Annotated in this window: 15 protein-coding genes; 9 read left to right on the forward strand and 6 right to left on the reverse strand. The window is 68.3% G+C overall.

Annotation, left to right across the window (positions count from 1 at the left end; genetic code table 11):
• The first annotated feature begins 48 nt into the window (after positions 1 to 48).
• Complete coding sequence (locus tag ABE422_RS03865; protein ID WP_313212492.1) at positions 49 to 684, forward strand: energy transducer TonB; 636 nt, start codon at positions 49 to 51, stop codon at positions 682 to 684.
• 148 nt (positions 685 to 832) lie between these two features.
• Positions 833 to 1,411: an energy transducer TonB gene (locus tag ABE422_RS03870; RefSeq protein WP_313212491.1), complete on the forward strand. Its 579-nt coding sequence runs from the start codon at positions 833 to 835 to the stop codon at positions 1,409 to 1,411.
• Positions 1,412 to 1,573: 162 nt separating this feature from the next.
• Here the strand turns inward: ABE422_RS03870 and aroA are convergent, their stop codons facing one another.
• From aroA to ABE422_RS03890, 4 genes are all read right to left on the reverse strand, one after another.
• On the reverse strand, positions 1,574 to 2,887 hold the full coding sequence (aroA, locus tag ABE422_RS03875) for a 3-phosphoshikimate 1-carboxyvinyltransferase (RefSeq protein ID WP_346482510.1): 1,314 nt from the start codon (positions 2,885 to 2,887) through the stop codon (positions 1,574 to 1,576).
• Positions 2,888 to 3,004: 117 nt separating this feature from the next.
• A complete protein-coding gene (gene pheA, locus ABE422_RS03880) occupies positions 3,005 to 4,201 on the reverse strand; it encodes a prephenate dehydratase (RefSeq protein WP_102787963.1) in 1,197 nt (398 codons plus the stop codon).
• Between the two features lie 51 nt (positions 4,202 to 4,252).
• The gene (gene serC / locus ABE422_RS03885; protein WP_102787964.1) at positions 4,253 to 5,338 is read right to left on the reverse strand and encodes a 3-phosphoserine/phosphohydroxythreonine transaminase; all 1,086 of its coding nucleotides are present in this window, start codon (positions 5,336 to 5,338) and stop codon (positions 4,253 to 4,255) included.
• A gap of 252 nt (positions 5,339 to 5,590) precedes the next feature.
• A complete protein-coding gene (locus ABE422_RS03890) occupies positions 5,591 to 6,391 on the reverse strand; it encodes an FHA domain-containing protein (protein WP_313218752.1) in 801 nt (266 codons plus the stop codon).
• Between the two features lie 121 nt (positions 6,392 to 6,512).
• On the opposite strand from ABE422_RS03890, the gene ABE422_RS03895 reads away from it, so the two are divergent.
• The 3 genes from ABE422_RS03895 to ABE422_RS03905 all read left to right on the forward strand — a co-directional run bounded on the left by ABE422_RS03895 (position 6,513) and on the right by ABE422_RS03905 (position 8,669).
• Positions 6,513 to 6,788, forward strand: coding sequence for a polyhydroxyalkanoic acid system family protein (locus ABE422_RS03895; RefSeq protein ID WP_313210757.1), 276 nt, complete (start codon positions 6,513 to 6,515; stop codon positions 6,786 to 6,788).
• A gap of 98 nt (positions 6,789 to 6,886) precedes the next feature.
• Positions 6,887 to 7,381, forward strand: coding sequence for a phasin family protein (locus tag ABE422_RS03900; RefSeq protein ID WP_313210755.1), 495 nt, complete (start codon positions 6,887 to 6,889; stop codon positions 7,379 to 7,381).
• Positions 7,382 to 7,655: 274 nt separating this feature from the next.
• Positions 7,656 to 8,669 carry a restriction endonuclease gene (locus ABE422_RS03905; protein WP_346482511.1) on the forward strand — a complete coding sequence of 338 codons (1,014 nt, stop codon included), beginning with the start codon at positions 7,656 to 7,658 and terminating at the stop codon, positions 8,667 to 8,669.
• A 3-nt stretch (positions 8,670 to 8,672) separates the two neighbouring features.
• Here ABE422_RS03905 and hutC read toward each other — a convergent pair whose 3' ends face one another.
• Together hutC and ABE422_RS03915 are read right to left on the reverse strand one after the other, a co-directional pair.
• On the reverse strand, positions 8,673 to 9,401 hold the full coding sequence (gene hutC, locus ABE422_RS03910) for a histidine utilization repressor (protein ID WP_313210751.1): 729 nt from the start codon (positions 9,399 to 9,401) through the stop codon (positions 8,673 to 8,675).
• A 27-nt stretch (positions 9,402 to 9,428) separates the two neighbouring features.
• Positions 9,429 to 10,805, reverse strand: a complete 1,377-nt coding sequence (locus ABE422_RS03915) for a formimidoylglutamate deiminase (protein ID WP_346482512.1) — start codon at positions 10,803 to 10,805, stop codon at positions 9,429 to 9,431.
• Positions 10,806 to 10,868: 63 nt separating this feature from the next.
• Here ABE422_RS03915 and hutI point away from each other — a divergent pair, with 63 nt between their 5' ends.
• The 4 genes from hutI to hutU are packed head-to-tail and all read left to right on the forward strand — an operon-like array spanning position 10,869 to position 16,127.
• Positions 10,869 to 12,068, forward strand: a complete 1,200-nt coding sequence (gene hutI, locus ABE422_RS03920; protein ID WP_313218757.1) for an imidazolonepropionase — start codon at positions 10,869 to 10,871, stop codon at positions 12,066 to 12,068.
• Between the two features lie 23 nt (positions 12,069 to 12,091).
• On the forward strand, positions 12,092 to 13,633 hold the full coding sequence (gene hutH, locus ABE422_RS03925) for a histidine ammonia-lyase (protein ID WP_346465927.1): 1,542 nt from the start codon (positions 12,092 to 12,094) through the stop codon (positions 13,631 to 13,633).
• The gene (gene hutG / locus ABE422_RS03930; RefSeq protein ID WP_313218760.1) at positions 13,630 to 14,463 is read left to right on the forward strand and encodes an N-formylglutamate deformylase; all 834 of its coding nucleotides are present in this window, start codon (positions 13,630 to 13,632) and stop codon (positions 14,461 to 14,463) included. The genes hutH and hutG overlap by 4 nt, the downstream gene beginning before the upstream one ends.
• Positions 14,460 to 16,127, forward strand: coding sequence for a urocanate hydratase (gene hutU / locus ABE422_RS03935; protein ID WP_346482513.1), 1,668 nt, complete (start codon positions 14,460 to 14,462; stop codon positions 16,125 to 16,127). Before hutG ends, hutU begins: the two co-directional genes overlap by 4 nt.
• Positions 16,128 to 16,164 lie beyond the last annotated feature (37 nt).

Genomic DNA, 16,164 nt, shown 5'->3' on the forward strand with positions numbered 1-16,164 from the left:
GTTCATCCCGGGCGTGGCAGAATCGCGGTGATCCATACGGTATGCCCCATGTCTGCTCCCCGCTCGACTTCTGGCAAGAACATCACCTTCCACCTGCCCCGCCGCAGCCTCGTGATCGCCGCGATCGCCTTCGGCGTGGGCCTGCTGCTGTTCCTGGTGGTATGGCTGAGCAGCCGCAACAACGACTTCTACAAAGCCGACCCGGCCGCGCAGACCCCCGCCCAGGTGGCCGAGGTGGTGCCGCTGCCCGAGCCGTTGGCCGCTGCCGCCGGCTCCAGCGACATGCCCGACGCCAAGGCCCCGCCGGTCAACGAGGAAAAGCCGCAGCTGGTGGAGACGGCCCCGCCGCCACCGCCGGCCGCCCCGGCTGCGCCCGCCGCACCCGCCGCGCCCACGGCCATGGCGCCGAGCGACCGCCCGCAGCCGATTGCTGACCAGTCGCCGCCGCCGAGTTACCCGCCGGCCGCCTTGCGCCGCGGTGACAGTGGAACGGTGGTGGTGCGCGTGGATGTGGATGCCACCGGCTATCCATCGGCCGTGACGTTGATCCAGCGCAGCGGTTCACGCGACCTTGACCGCGCAGCGTCCGATGCGGTGCGTCGCTGGCGTTTCCAGCCGGCGCAGAACAACGGTGTGCCAGTGCCTGGCAGCCTGGAAGTGCCGTTCGACTTCACGCCGCGGTGATTCATCGCCGCCACGTGCGGCGATTGTGCAACGGCTCAGCAAACTGAACCTCGATGGGAATGCAGTCGTCGCGTTGACGGTGCGCTGACACATCCGCAACCGTGTCCGGGCAAGACTGCGGGTGTCACATCGACACCAGGAGTCAGCCATGAGTGTTACCCATGCCCCGGACATGCCCCGCTCGCCGCAGCATCAGCGCGACGTGATCGATGAGCCCGCCCATCGCCGTACGTCACCCTGGTTGTGGGTGGCGTTGATCGTCGCGATGTTCGCCGCTGCGCTGGTGTGGCTGCGTTATGCCACCCCGGGCGATACCAACGAGGCGCCGGTGGGCCAGCGCATGTTGCCCGCTACCGAGACCGCACCGGTGGCGACCACGCCGGCACCCGCTGCGCGCCAGGCCGCACCGGCCGCCGAGCAGCGCAAGGCGACGCCGGCCGTACGCAACCGTGAGGCCCGCCCGCTGGCGAGCAATGCCAAGCCGGTCTACCCGCGTACGGCGCTGCGCAGCGGCGTGCAGGGCAGCGTGGTGGCCAGCCTCAACGTGGATACCCGTGGCCAGGTGACCGACGCCAACATCGTGCAGCGCAGCGGTACGCGTGATCGCGATCTGGATCGTGCGGTGCTGACCACCGTGCGCGACTGGAAGTTCGAGCCGGCGATGAATAACGGCCGCGCAGTGGCGAGCGTGGTGCGCGTCCCGGTGGACTTCCGTACGGAGCGCTAAGCGGATGCACTGAGGCGGAAACGAAAAGGGAGGCCAATGGCCTCCCTTTTTTGTTCTGCGGAGCACGGCGTCCGCGCGAGGTCAAGGTAGTGCCGGGCGCTGCCCGGCAACCACGCATACCTGACATCTGGAAGCAGCAGCCCGGCAGAACCCGGCGCTACCTCAGCCGGCGCGAAGCCCGAAACCCGCACCGGTCGCCAGGCCATCGAAATCCGGGAAGGACGTCGCCACGTTGGCGATGTCATTGACCCGCACTTCGCCGCTGCTGAGCTGGCCGGCAATCGCGAAGGCCATCGCGATGCGGTGGTCGCCGTGGCTCTCGATGGTGCCGCTGCCAAGCCCGGCGCCACCGTGGATCGTGGCGCCATCATCGGTTTCATCGACCTGCACGCCCAGCGTGCGCAGGCCCGTCGCCATTGCGGCCAGACGATCCGATTCCTTGACCCGCAATTCGGCCGCACCGCGCACCACGGTGTTGCCCTGTGCCGCCGCCGCCGCGACGAACAAGGCCGGGAACTCGTCGATCATGTCCGGCACCAGCGCTTCGGGAATCTCGGCGCCGTGCAGCGGCGCATGCCGCACCACCAGATCAGCCACCGCTTCCCCACCCTGCTCGGCATGGTTTTCTTCGGTGATGTCCGCGCCCATCAGGCGCAGCGCCGCGAGCAGCCCGGTACGGCGCGGGTTGAGGCCCACCGCACGCAGGCGCAGCTCGGAGCCTGGGATCACGCTCGCCGCCACCAGGAAGAACGCCGCCGAGGAGAAATCGGCCGGCACCACGATATCGGTCGGGCGCAGCCGCTGGCCGCCACGCAGGCGTGCCTTGCCCGGCGAAAACTCGATATCCACACCGAATGCACGCAGCATGCGTTCGCTGTAATCGCGGGTCGGGTGCGGCTCGGTGACAGACGTTTCGCCATCGGCATACAGACCGGCCAGCAGCACGGCGGATTTGACCTGCGCGCTGGCCACCGGCGAGGCGAATGCAATGCCGTGCAGCGCTTGGCCACCATGCACCCGCAGTGGCGGGGTGCCATCGGCCTCGGTATCGATCTTCGCACCCATCTCGGCCAGCGGACCGGTCACGCGGCGCATCGGGCGGCGCGACAGCGATTCGTCGCCGACCATCACCGAGTCAAACGGCTGTGCAGCCAGCAGCCCGGCCAGCAGACGCATGCCGGTGCCGGCGTTTCCGCAGTCCAGCGGGGCGCCCGGTGCCTTCAGGCCATCCACGCCGACGCCGTGCACGATGCGCTGCGAGGGCGACGGGGTGTCGATGCGCACGCCCATCTGCGAAAAGATCGCGGCGGTGGCGCGGGTGTCTTCGCCCTCCAGGAAGCCATCGATGCGCGACACGCCATCGGCCAGCGCGGCAAACATCACCGAGCGGTGCGAGACGGACTTGTCACCGGGAATGGTCAGGCTGCCCTGCAGGGGCTGGCCCTTGTGGGCGATCCAGTACGGAGATGCGGTCATCGGAAATCCTAGGGGGCGGGCCGCCGCAGCGGCGATGCAACGGTGTACGGGAGGGGCCACAGCGCCCACACGGGCGCCGGGCCGGGCGCAGCGCGCGAGGCGGCTGCGCCGTTTGGATCAGGGCACGGCGACCGGATAGGAGCCGAGGATCTTGATCTGCGCCGAGTGGGCTTTCAGTTCGGCCAGGGCCGCCTGCATCGCCTCGTCGTCGACATGGCCGGCCAGATCGATGAAGAAGCCGTACTCCCACTTGGCGTTGTGCGAGGGGCGCGACTCGATCCGGTTCATGCTGATGCCATGCCGCGCGAACGGGCTGAGCACGTCGAACAGTGCACCGGGCTTGTCGTGGATGAACACCAGCACCGAGGTGCGGTCGTGGCCGGAGGTGGGGAAGATGTTGCGGCCGATGACCAGGAAGCGCGTGGTGTTGTCCGCATCGTTCTGGATCGGCTTGGTCACCACCTTCTTCAGGCCGTACACATGCCCGGCACTCTCGCCGCCGATCGCCGCCGCGTCATCGGCATTGCGGGCGCGGCGCGCGCCTTCGGCGTTGCTGGAGACCGGAATCTTCTCGGCCTTGGGCAGGTTGGCGCGCAGCCACGAGGAGGTTTGCATGAACGACTGCGGGTGGCCATACACGCGCTCGACATCCTCCAGCCGACCACTGCGCGACATCAGGTACTGCTGCACGCGCAGCTCCACTTCGCCACAGATCTTCAGGTTGGAGGTCAGGAACATGTCCAGGGTGATCTGGATGGTGCCCTGCCCCGAGTTCTCCACCGGCACCACGCCGAAATCGGCGTTGCCCGCTTCCACTTCCTGGAAGACTTCCTCGATGCTGGCCAGCGGCAGACCCAGCGCCGAGCGCCCGAAGTGCTTGAGCACGGCTTGCTGGCTGAAGGTGCCTTCCGGACCGAGGTAGCCGATCTTCAGCGGCTCCTGCTGGGCCAGGCAGGCCGACATGATTTCGCGGTAGACGTGGACCAGCACTTCATCGCTGAGCGGGCCCTCATTGCGGTCCACCACCATGCGCAGCACCTGCGCTTCGCGCTCGGGGCGGTAGTAATCCACGGCGGCAGCGAGCTTGCCCTTGGCCTTGCCGACCTGGTGGGCGAAGTTGGCGCGCTCGGCGATCAGCGCCTGGATGCTGCGGTCGATATGGTCGATCTTGGCGCGCACGTCCGAGAGCACGGGCGCGGCAACGGCCGGCGCGGCATCGCGCTTGGCGGCCTTGGCCTTCTTCGCGGGGGCAGCCGCCTTGGGCGGGGTCGGCGCTGGCTTGGCAGCCTTGGGCTTGGCGGGTTTGGTGGCCATCTGGGTTCCAATTGCGGTGGGGCGGCGAGCGCCCCGGGAAAAACGAATGCGTCAGCCGTTGCGCTGCTGGAAATCGCGCATGAAGGCGGCCAGCGCCTGCGCGCCCTCCACCGGCATGGCGTTGTACAGCGAGGCGCGGATGCCGCCGACCGCCTTGTGGCCCTTCAGCGCCAGCAGGCCGGCCGCTTTGGATTCACTGACGAAACGCGCGTTGAGCGTGTCATCCGGCAGGAAGAACGGGATGTTCATGCGCGAGCGTGCGGCCGGGACGACTTCATTGCGGTAGAAGCCGCCGGACTGGTCGATCGCCCCGTAGATCAGGCCCGACTTGACCGCGTTGCGGCGGGCGAATTCTTCCACGCCGCCTTCGGCCAGCATCCACTGGAACACCAGCCCGGCCAGGTACCAGTTCCAGGTCGGCGGGGTGTTGAGCATGGAATCGCGCGCGACGTGCGAGCGGTAATCGAAGATGTCCGCACGCGGCTGGCCGCTGCGCTCGAGCAGGTCGCGGCGCACGATCACCACCGAGACGCCGACCGGGCCGAGGTTCTTCTGCGCGCCGGCATAGATCAGGCCGTACTTGCTGACATCCAGCGGCTCGCTGGCGATCGAGGAGCTGAAATCGGCGAACAGCGGCACGTCACCCACGTCCGGGGTGTCACGGAACTCGACACCATGGATGGTTTCGTTGGCGGTGATGTGCACGTAGGCCGCGTCATCGGAGAGCTGCCAGCTGGCGCGTGCCGGGATGTCGTGGAAGCCATTGGCTTCGCTGCTCGCGGCGACGTTGACCGTGACGTAAGGGCTGACCTGCTTGATCGCGGTCTTGCCCCAGTGCCCGGTGAGCACGTAATCCACGGTCTGCCCGGGCTGGGCGAAGTTGAGTGCGAGCAGGGCCTGCTGGGTGGTCGCGCCACCGGCCAGGAACAGCACCGCGTAGTCGTCCGGGATGCCGATAAGGCGACGCAGATCGGCCTCGGCCTGGGCGGCGACGGCCATGAACTCCGGGCCGCGGTGGCTCATTTCGACAATGGAGGCGCCCGCGCCGTTCCACTCCAACATCTCTTCCTGCGCCTGGCGCAGGACCGATTCCGGCAACGTTGCAGGGCCGGCACTGAAATTGAACGCGCGCGTCATGTCACACCTATGGGGCAAGACCCCTAGTATGCCGCAGCGCACCAGCCTTTAGGCCTTGCAGGACAAGGCGAATTTGGTTGCAAACGAATCTATCCAGGGCCCGGCTGTCTGCCAGAGCCACCGCCATATGTCTGGAGGCGAGCCCCCTGAGTCAGGGGGCGCCGCGACGCGGCGGGGTCTGGAAGCAATGTCACGCGGGGGCCCGTGGTTTGCGTAGCAAATCACGGGGCGTCAGCGCGGATGCGATGACGTTTACCGCGCCCCGAACCAGAGCAGGCCGCTGAGCGCTGCGGCCAGCAGCAACGCACTGGCCAACAGCCACGGCCAGCGACTCACCCGTTTGGGCGCAGCCACCGGTTCCGGGCGCTGGCGTGCCTCGAAGCCGTCGTCCTCTTCGTCGATCACGATGCGCTTGCGGCCGTCGTGTGGGACTTCGAGCACGAAGCGGTGCTGGGCATCGAAGACCAGCTGATCGCCCGGCTGCAGCCAGCAATGGCGAACGGTGACGCCATTGACCCGCGTGGACTCGCCGGCGCCCAGGTCGCGCAGCAGCAGGCGCTCCCCATGCTGCTCCAGGCGGGCGTGCTGTTCGGCGAAGGCAGGGTCGTCGATGACGATGTCCGCCTCCGGCCCCCGCCCGATCACGCGCGGACGATCCAGGGTGAAGCTGCGCCCGTGGTGCTGGCCGCCGACCCCGCGCAACAGGCGCTGGTCGTCGCCGCCATCATCGCTGCGTGGCGGCGCGTGCGCGACAGCTTCGCAATCGCCCTGCACCACCATCTCCACGCCGTCGGCGTAGACGGCGTCGCCGGCGCGCAGCAGCGCCATCCGGCGCACCGGGCGGCCGTTGACGTGGATGCCGCGGATGCCGTTGGCGACCTGCAGCCACAGGCCGCGGTCATCCAGGCAGAACTGGGCCAGCAGCAAGGTGCCGGGGGCGTCATCGCAAAGCCGGACGGTGCCCGATGCATGACGCACGATGCGCTGCACCCCGGGCCGCAGGGGCTGGTCGGGATGTTGGCGTTGAGTAAAGTGAACTAGCAGGTTCTGCACGCGGCGCAGCCTAGCAGGTTGACTGTCAGGGAAGAAGAAGTGTGACGCAGACCTTGGAGTTGTGCCTGAGGATGCGCACAATGCACGCCCAAATCCGCGCCGTTGTCCGCCAGGAGGCTGTATGTCCACCATCGATATCCGTCACGCCCACTCCCTGCCCGCCGAAAATGCGCGCAAAGCCATCGAAGAAGTCGCCGCCAAACTGTCCGAGCGTTTCGGTCTGCAGTCCAACTGGGTGGGCGACGTGTTGAATTTCAGCGGCTCCGGCGTGGACGGCGCGATCGCGCTGCAGCCCGGCCAGGTGCAGGTCACCGCCAAGCTCGGCTTCCTGCTCTCGGCCATGAAGGGCATGGTGGAAAGCGAGATCCAGCGCGTGTTGCAGGAAAAGCTCGGCTGAACCGACGCCCGGCCCGGCGCTGCACAGGCGCCGGCCATCACACCGCTTGAAGCCGGCGATGCATACGATCCAAGGGTGTCCACCCAAGGGATCGCCCCATGCATTCACCCAACGACTTCGACGATCGCATCCCCGGCGAGAAGCCCTCGCTGCAGGATCAGGCCGAGCGCTTCTCGCGCAAGCTGACCGATTCGGCCCAGCAGATATGGCTGGCGGGTCTGGGCGCCTTCGGGCGTGCGCAGGCCGAAGGCAGCCGTGTCTTCGACAACCTGGTCAAGGAAGGCGAGAACATCGAGGCCCGCAACCGCGAGCAGACCGGCGATACACCGCGCTGGCGCGACAATGTCGAGGAACACCTCGGCGAGGCCCGTGAAAAGGCCAGCGGCACCTGGGACAAGGTCGAGAAGGCCTTCGATGACCGGGTCCAGGGCGTGCTGAAGCGTCTCCACATCCCGACCGCCGAGGATGTCGCCGCGCTCAATGCCCGGATCGATGCGCTCAACACCCGGGTCAACCGTGCCGAGGCCCGCAACGCCTCGCCGTCGGCCGATCCGTCGCCGGGTACGCACCAGTCGCCGACCTCCGACGCCTGACTGAACTGATCCGACCACGTTTGTTGCAAAGCAGCACGACTTTGTTGACAATCGAAATCGACCCGCCAATCGCTTCCACCGCCGTTTGTTCCCTCCCCTCACGGCTCTGGATTGGCGGGTTTTTTGTGGGCGCTGCTACCGCAAGGCCCCGCAAAGTGAGACGGCCGTCACCGACGTGACCGCCGGATGCGAACCGGCTCGAAAACGACGCGCCGCTGACGTGCAAAGGCGCATATAAACTGTCTATCGCACTTCCCTGTTCATATCCCCCTGCATGCTCTCCTGGATTCTGGCCCTGCTGTTGGCCCTCATCGCCTGGTTCCTGGCCACGGCCTACTTCTGGCTGATCAAACGGAAGCGCAAGGAGACCCAGCTCGGCCTGAATGCCTTGGCCGGCATGCACTGGCGCGAGTTTTCCCTGATCGTGCGGCGCGCGATGTACGAGCAGCGCGGGCTGCAGGACGTGCCGGACGAGGCCGTGGACAGCCGCGAACCCCGCAGCGATTTCCTGATGCACGACGGGCCGCAGCGCTGGCTGCTCTCCTGCAAGCACGGGCGCGCCTACCGGATCGGCACGGCGGCGGTGAACGAACTGGGCGCCGCCGCGCGCCTGGCCGGTGCGCGTGGCGGCATCCTGATCACCGAGGGCAAGGTCGAGCGCGATGGACGCATCGCCGCTGAAAAACAGAGCGTCGAGGTCCTCGACGGCCCGCTGCTGTGGCCGTTGCTGAAGCCCTACCTGCCGGGCGACATGGAGGCCCGTGTCGAGGCCGGTGCCCGTGGCGAAGCCCTCCGCCGCATCTCGATCGCGGCACTGGGCGCGGCGACGCTGGGCCTGATGGTCGGGCTGGGCTCGCTGACCGCCGGGCTGGAAACGGAGTGGGCCGACGACGAAACTGCGGCGGCCGCGCCGGCTGCAGCGAAAACACCCGCGCCGGCCGGCACCCAGCCCACGCCGGCGGCACCGGCCCCCGCCGCCCCCGAGACCGCTGGCCGCGCTGCCGACGCCGCCCCGCCTGCAATGGAAGCGAACCCGGACGACGCCACGCTGGACCGCTATCAGCAGGAACTGTCACGCAACGTGGCCAGCCGCCCCGGCGTGGCCAGTGGCATCTGGCTGACCCGGCAGACGCTGGCGATCAACCGCACCGGCGAAATCGATGCGATCTGGCCGCTGATCTGCGAGGAAGTGACCCGCTACCCGGCGCTGCGCACCGTGCGCATCCAGCTCAACCCGCGCCCCGGCGTGGATGAGCCGGTCCGCTGGCGGCAGTGCACCACACTGTAAGGCTCAGCGCGCGCCCGGCGAGAAACGGGCAACCAGATCGTAGGCATCGCCCAGGAACATCTGCCGCACGCAGGTGATCGGCTGCTCGCCGCGCCAGGTAAGGCGGTCGATGACCAGGCACGCCGTGCCGGGTTTGACCTGCAGCAGCGTGGCGGCCGCCTCATCCGCGCCCCAGGCACTGATCCGGTGCTGGGCGCGTGTCCACGAGACGTTCTGCAGCAGCCAGCTGCCCGGCGCCGTGGTCTCGAAATCCACCGCCAACACCTCCGGCACGCCGACCGGGCTGATCAGGCGGTGCTCCAGCGCCAGCGGCCGGCCATCGGCCAGGTGCAGGCAGCGGATCGCCAGCAGCTTCTCGCCGCCGGCCAGGGTGGTTTCCTCCGCTACCTGCTCGCGCGGTCGCCGGTAGGCACGCTCCAGCAGCTGGTAGCCATAGACGTGCCCGCGCGCTTCCACCGCCATCGCGATGTCGGGAATCTCCAGCGCCACCTGTTCCAGGTGCGGCGGCTGGCGCGCGACGAACGAGCCCGCACGGCGGCGGCGCTCGATCATGCCGCTCTCGGCCAACGCGGTCAGCACCTTGTTCACGGTCATCCGCGAGCAGCCGTACTGCTCCATCAGCTCGTGTTCGTAGGGGATGCGGAAGCCAGGCTCCCACTGTCCACTGAGGATGCGGCTTTCCAGATCAGCACGGATGCGCTGATTGAGGGTTGCTGCTTTCTTGCCCGTCACTCTGGATTCCTGCATGGGAGGGTCTGATCAGACCCTCAACAACGGTCGAAGTGCCGCGGCGAACCGTGCGGCCACCGCCTCGCGTTGCGGGTGGCGACCATCACGGACCCACTGGCGCCCTTGGCGCCACACCGATCGCACGGCGCCATTACGTGCGGCGAACACCCAGCTGTCAAGCAAGGCGTCTCCGTCGCGGGTGATCAGCGCCGGGTGGTCCGGATCGAGTTCGACCAGGTCGGCCGGCGCACCGGCCTGCAGCCCGGTGGTCACGCCCAGCGCCTGTGCAGCACCGTTCAACGACTGCTCGTACAGCCAGCGGCCGGTGGACTGCCCATCGCCCGGGGCCAGCACATTGCGCCCGCGCAGTTGCAGGCGCTGGCCGTACTCGAGCAGGCGCAGCTCTTCGGCCGCGTCGATCAGCACGTTGGAATCCGAGCCCACGCCGAACCGGCCGCCGGCACGTGCGAAGGCCTGCATCGGGAACAGGCCGTCACCCAGGTTCGCCTCGGTGATCGGGCACAGCCCGGCCACCGCACGGCTGGCGACGATCTGCTGCATCTCCGCCTCGGTGATGTGGGTGGCATGCACCAGGCACCAGCGCGCATCCACCGGCGCGTGTTCGTACAGCCACTGCACCGGCCGCATGCCGCTCCAGGCGACGCAGGCATCGACCTCGCGGGTCTGTTCGGCGATGTGGATGTGGACGGGCCCGCTATTGAGCGGCAGCAACGCCGACAATTCCTCGCCGGTCACCGCGCGCAGGCTGTGCGGGGCGAAACCGAGCACCGCATCGTCCCGGTCCTGCAGCGCGCGCGTGCAGCCCTGCAGCAGCGCAGCAAACCCGTCGACATCGTGGATCAGCCGGCGCTGGGCCGGATTTGGCGCGGCGCCGCCGAAATCGGCATGCGCGTAGAACACCGGCAGCAGGGTCAGGCCGATGCCGCTGGACCGGGCAGCGGCCGCGATACGCTCGGCCATCTCGGCACGGTTGGCATAGGCCGCGCCGTCCGGGCCATGGTGCAGGTAATGGAACTCCCCGACCCGGGTGAAGCCGGATTCCAGCATTTCCACATAGGCCTGCTCGGCGATCGCCTGCATGGCCTCGGGCTGCAGATGCGCCAGGAAGCGGTACATCAGCTCACGCCAGCTCCAGAAGCTGTCGCCGCTGTTGCCGCCGATCTCGGTCAGTCCGGCCATGCCGCGCTGGAAAGCGTGGCTGTGCAGGTTGCCCAGGCCCGGCACCGCGATCGCCAACGCGGTATCGCCCGGCGCGGCCGACACATCTTCGGTCACCTCGATGAACCTGCCGCCTTGGCTGAGGATGCGCACATCGCGCGCCCAGCCATGTGGCAGCAGCGCATGAGCGGCGTGGAAACGAAGGATCGGTGCGGGGGTGGCTGGCATTACTGGACATCCCGGAAGAGGCGTCTATATTGTATAGACATATACACCGATGTGGTTGCTGCCATGCACTGTGACACCCTCTGGTACCACGCCAACCTGATCACCGTCGACGGCCCGGGCCTGGGCGTGATCGAGGAGGGCGTCATCGCCGCGACCGATGGGCGCATCGTGCATGTCGGTGCGGCCGGATCTGCCGATCACCTGCAGCCGGTCCAGCGTATCGACTGCGCCGGGCGCTGGATCAGCCCCGGCCTGATCGACTGCCACACCCACCTGGTTTATGCCGGCAACCGCGCCGGCGAGTTCGAGCAGCGCCTGCAGGGCGTGAGCTATGCCGACATCGCCCGCGCCGGCGGCGGCATCGTCTCCACCGTGCGGGCCACCCGCGCCGCCAGCGAGGCCGACCTGCTCGCCGCGAGCCTGCCACGGCTGGACGCCATGCTGGCCGAAGGCATCACCACGCTCGAGATCAAATCCGGTTACGGGTTGACCCTGGCCGATGAGACCAAGCAGCTGACCGTCGCGCGCGAGCTGGGCCGCCAGCGCGCGGTCGAGATCGTGCCGACCTTCCTCGGCGCGCATGCGATCCCGCCGGGCCGCGAAGCGCAGGAGTACATCGACGAGGTCTGCAACGTCATGATTCCGGCCGTTTCGGCGGCCGGGCTGGCCGAGGCGGTAGACGTGTTCTGCGAGAACATCGCCTTCAGCGCCGCACAGGCCGAGCAGGTCTTCCTCGCCGCGCAGCAACACGGGCTGGCGATCAAGATCCATGCCGAGCAGCTCAGCAACCAGCACGGTGCCGCCCTGGCGGCACGTCACGGCGCACTGTCGGCCGACCATATCGAACACCTCGACGCCGACGGCATCGCCGCGATGCGCAGCGCCGGCACCGTGGCGGTGCTGCTGCCGGGCGCGTTCTATTTCACCCGCGATACCACCCTGCCCCCGATCGCCGACCTGCGGGCGGCCGGCGTACCACTGGCGCTGGCCACCGATTCCAACCCCGGCACCTCGCCGCTGACCAGCCCGCTGCTGGCGATGAACATGGCCGCCACCCTGTTCCGCATGACCGTGGCGGAGTGCATCGCCGGCTTCACCCGTGAAGCGGCGCGCGCCCTTGGCCGGCAGGACCGGATTGGCCGGCTCGCCGTCGGCCTGGACTGCAACCTCGCCCTGTGGGACATCGAGGCGCCTGCCGACCTCGTCTACCGCATGGGTTTCAACCCCCTGCACGGCCGCGTGATGCGCGGCCAACCCGTCTGAATCTAGTGATGTCTGGAGATTTCATGAGCACTACCCTGACCCTGCACCCCGGCGCCGTCACGCTGGCGCAATGGCGCGCGATCCATGACGGCGCGCGGGTGCGGCTGGACCCGGCCTCGGCCGCGGCCGTGCTGCGCAGCGCGCAGACCGTGGCCGACATCGTCGCCAAGGGCGCACCGGTGTACGGCATCAATACCGGCTTCGGCAAGTTGGCCAGCGTGCGCATCGAGCGCGACGACCTGGAAACCCTGCAGCGCAATATCGTGCTTTCGCATGCCGCCGGCGTCGGCGAGCCGATGCCCGCACCGGTGGTGCGCCTGATGATGGCGTTGAAGCTGGCCAGCCTCGCCCAGGGCGCCTCGGGGATCCGCCCGCAGACGCTGGCCCTGCTGGAAGCCTTCCTGCAGCACGACTTCATTCCGGTGATTCCGTGCCAGGGCTCGGTCGGTGCCTCCGGCGATCTGGCCCCGCTCTCGCACCTGGCCAGCGTGATGATCGGCGTGGGCGAAGCCTTCGTGTCGGGCGAGCGCCTTCCGGCGGCCGAGGCGCTGGCCAAGGTCGGCCTGGCCCCGCTGGTACTGGGCGCGAAGGAAGGCCTGGCGCTGCTCAACGGCACCCAGTACTCCACCGCCTATGCACTGGCCGGTCTGTTCGCGATCGATACCGTGTTCCGCGCGGCGCTGGTCACCGGCGCGCTGTCGGTGGAAGCAGCCAAGGGCTCGGACACCCCGTTCGATCCGCGCATCCACAGCATCCGTGGCCAGCGCGGGCAGATCGCCACCGCCGCCGCGCTGCGCACCCTGATGCAGGGCTCGGCGATCCGCGAATCGCACCGCGACAACGACGTGCGCGTGCAGGATCCGTACTGCCTGCGCTGCCAGCCGCAGGTCATGGGCGCCGCGTTCGACGTGATGCGCCAGGCCGCCACCACGCTGGCGATCGAAGCCAACGGCGTGTCCGACAATCCGCTGGTATTCACCGATACCAATGAGGCACTGAGCGGCGGCAATTTCCACGCCGAGCCGGTCGCTTTCGCGGCGGACATGCTGGCGATGGCCGTGTGCGAAATCGGCTCGATCAGCGAGCGTCGCACCGCGATGCTGGTCGACCCGGCCCTGTCCGGGCTGCCGGCCTTCCTCACCCCGAAGCCCGGCTTGAATTCCGGCTTCATGATTCCGCAGGTCACCGCCGCGGCGCTGGTCTCGGAAAACAAGCAGCGCGCCTACCCGGCCAGCGTCGACTCGATCCCGACCTCGGCCAACCAGGAAGATCACGTCTCGATGGCCGCGCACGGTGCACGCCGCCTGATGGCGATGGCCGAGAACGCGGCCAATGTGATCGGCATCGAGCTGCTCGCCGCTGCACAGGGCTGCGATTTCCATGCCCCGCTGCGCTCCAGCGATGCGCTGGAAGCGGTGCGCCAGCGCCTGCGCGCACAGGTGCCGACGCTGGAAGACGACCGTTACTTCCACCCGGACATGGTGGCCGCGACCGACCTGGTGCGCAGTGGCGTGCTGGCTGAAGGGCTGGCCGACATCCTGCCGCCGCTGGAGCCGCTGGCATGACGACCCCACCGGATTGGCTGCAGATCCACCGCGGCGATGTGCCGTTGATCGTCAGCTTCCCGCACACCGGCACCGAGCTGCCCGATGCACTGGCCGCGCAGTTCGTGTCGCCGTGGCTGGCCCGCCGCGACGCCGACTGGTGGGTGCATGAGCTGTACGGCTTCGCGCAGCAGATGGGCGCCACCACGGTGCGCACCGCGGTGTCGCGCTCGGTCATCGACGTCAACCGCGACCCCAGCGGCACCTCGCTGTACCCGGGCCAGAACACCACCGGCCTGTGCCCGCTGACCACCTTCGACAACCAGCCGCTGTACCGCGATGGCCACGGCCCGGACGAAGCGGAAATCGCGCGCCGCCGCGATACCTGGTTCGCGCCCTACCACGACGCCCTCGCCGCGGAGATCGCGCGCCTGCGTGCCCTGCACGGCACCGTGGTGGTGTATGACGCGCACTCGATCCGCTCGCACATCCCGCACCTGTTCGATGGCCAGCTGCCGCAGTTCAACCTCGGCACCAACGGCGATACCACCTGCGACAACGCGCTGACCGACGTGGTCGACAACCTGTGCGCGATGAGCGGCATGAGCCATGTGCGCAACGGCCGCTTCAAGGGCGGCTACATCACCCGCCATTACAGCGACATCCCCGGCGGCGTGCATACGCTGCAGATGGAGCTGGCCTGCCGCGGCTACCTGCACGAGCCCGAGGCCGTGGATGAGCACAGCTGGCCCACGCCATTGGATCCCGATCACGCCGCCCCGCTGCGCGCCACGCTGCAGCAGGTGCTCGATGCCTGTCTCGACTTCGCTACGTCCCGGAGTGCTGCATGACCCGTCTCGATTCCACCCGCACCATCCTCGCCCCGACCGGCACCACGCTGACCTGCAAGAGCTGGCTGACCGAAGCCCCGCTGCGCATGCTGATGAACAACCTGCACCCGGACGTGGCCGAGCGCCCGCAGGAGCTGGTGGTCTACGGTGGCATCGGCCGCGCGGCGCGCGACTGGGAGAGCTACGACAAAATCATCGAGACCCTGCAGCGGCTCGAAGATGACCAGACCCTGCTGGTGCAGTCCGGCAAGCCGGTCGGCGTGTTCCGCACCCACGTCGATGCCCCGCGCGTGCTGATCGCCAACTCCAACCTGGTGCCGCGGTGGGCCAACTGGGACCACTTCAACGAGCTCGACAAGAAGGGCCTCGCGATGTACGGCCAGATGACCGCGGGCAGCTGGATCTACATCGGCGCCCAGGGCATCTTGCAGGGCACTTACGAGACCTTCGTGGAAATGGGCCGCCAGCATTACAACGGCAGCCTGGCCGGCAAGTGGCTGTTCACCGGTGGGCTCGGTGGAATGGGCGGCGCACAGCCGCTGGCCGCGGTGATGGCCGGCGCCTCCTGCCTGGCGGTGGAATGCCGCAAGAGCAGCATCGAGATGCGTCTGCGCACCGGGTATCTGGACACCTGGACCGACGACCTCGACGAAGCGCTGCGCCTGATCGAGGCATCCTGCACCGCGAAGAAGCCGCTCTCGGTCGGCCTGCTCGGCAATGTCGCCGACGTGCTGGACGAGCTGCTGATCCGGGGCGTCAAGCCGGACCTGCTGACCGACCAGACCTCCGCGCACGACCCGGTCAACGGCTACCTGCCGCAGGGCTGGACGGTGGAAGAATGGGACGACAAGCGCGTCTCCGCACCGAAGGAAGTGGAAGCGGCCGCGCGCGAATCGATGGCCAACCACATCCGCGCCATGCTTGGTTTCCACTCGCTCGGCGTACCGACCGTGGACTACGGCAACAACCTGCGCCAGATGGCGCTGGAAGAAGGTGTGGAAGATGCCTTCGACTTCCCCGGCTTCGTGCCTGCCTACATCCGCCCGCTGTTCTGCCGCGGCATCGGCCCGTTCCGCTGGGCCGCGCTGAGCGGCGATCCGGAGGACATCGCCAAGACCGATGCGAAGGTCAAGGAGCTGATCCCGGACAACCCGCACCTGCACCGCTGGCTGGACATGGCCGCCGAGAAGATCAAGTTCCAGGGCCTGCCCGCGCGCATCTGCTGGGTTGGCCTGGGCGATCGTGATCGACTGGGCCTTGCCTTCAACGAGATGGTCGCCAATGGCGAGCTGAAGGCGCCGGTGGTGATCGGCCGTGATCACCTGGACTCGGGCAGCGTCGCCTCGCCCAACCGCGAAACCGAGGCCATGCAGGACGGTTCCGATGCCGTCTCCGACTGGCCGCTGCTCAACGCCCTGCTCAACACCGCCAGCGGTGCCACCTGGGTCTCGCTGCACCACGGCGGCGGCGTCGGCATGGGCTTCTCGCAGCATTCGGGCATGGTCATCGTCTGCGATGGCACCGAAGCCGCGGCCAAGCGCATCGCGCGCGTGCTGTGGAACGACCCGGCCACGGGCGTGATGCGGCATGCCGACGCGGGGTATGACATCGCGGTGGAGTGTGCGAAGGACAAGGGCCTGGATCTGCCTGGGATTCTGGGCTGATGTGGGTAGGCCCCGGCCGACGGTCGGGGCCTTTCAC

The organism is Stenotrophomonas sp. TWI1151 (assembly GCF_039673135.1).
GTDB lineage: Bacteria > Pseudomonadota > Gammaproteobacteria > Xanthomonadales > Xanthomonadaceae > Stenotrophomonas.

What these genes read in the sequence shown, in the direction of transcription:
- hutH (WP_346465927.1), top strand. Translation starts at nt 12,092, where the DNA reads ATGAGCACTACCCTGACCCTGCACCCCGGCGCCGTCACGCTGGCGCAA.
- ABE422_RS03905 (WP_346482511.1), top strand. Translation starts at nt 7,656, where the DNA reads ATGCTCTCCTGGATTCTGGCCCTGCTGTTGGCCCTCATCGCCTGGTTC.
- ABE422_RS03870 (WP_313212491.1), top strand. Translation starts at nt 833, where the DNA reads ATGAGTGTTACCCATGCCCCGGACATGCCCCGCTCGCCGCAGCATCAG.
- ABE422_RS03915 (WP_346482512.1), bottom strand. Translation starts at nt 10,805, where the DNA reads ATGCCAGCCACCCCCGCACCGATCCTTCGTTTCCACGCCGCTCATGCG.
- aroA (WP_346482510.1), bottom strand. Translation starts at nt 2,887, where the DNA reads ATGACCGCATCTCCGTACTGGATCGCCCACAAGGGCCAGCCCCTGCAG.
- pheA (WP_102787963.1), bottom strand. Translation starts at nt 4,201, where the DNA reads ATGGCCACCAAACCCGCCAAGCCCAAGGCTGCCAAGCCAGCGCCGACC.
- ABE422_RS03900 (WP_313210755.1), top strand. Translation starts at nt 6,887, where the DNA reads ATGCATTCACCCAACGACTTCGACGATCGCATCCCCGGCGAGAAGCCC.
- hutG (WP_313218760.1), top strand. Translation starts at nt 13,630, where the DNA reads ATGACGACCCCACCGGATTGGCTGCAGATCCACCGCGGCGATGTGCCG.
- serC (WP_102787964.1), bottom strand. Translation starts at nt 5,338, where the DNA reads ATGACGCGCGCGTTCAATTTCAGTGCCGGCCCTGCAACGTTGCCGGAA.
- ABE422_RS03895 (WP_313210757.1), top strand. Translation starts at nt 6,513, where the DNA reads ATGTCCACCATCGATATCCGTCACGCCCACTCCCTGCCCGCCGAAAAT.
- ABE422_RS03865 (WP_313212492.1), top strand. Translation starts at nt 49, where the DNA reads ATGTCTGCTCCCCGCTCGACTTCTGGCAAGAACATCACCTTCCACCTG.
- hutU (WP_346482513.1), top strand. Translation starts at nt 14,460, where the DNA reads ATGACCCGTCTCGATTCCACCCGCACCATCCTCGCCCCGACCGGCACC.
- hutI (WP_313218757.1), top strand. Translation starts at nt 10,869, where the DNA reads ATGCACTGTGACACCCTCTGGTACCACGCCAACCTGATCACCGTCGAC.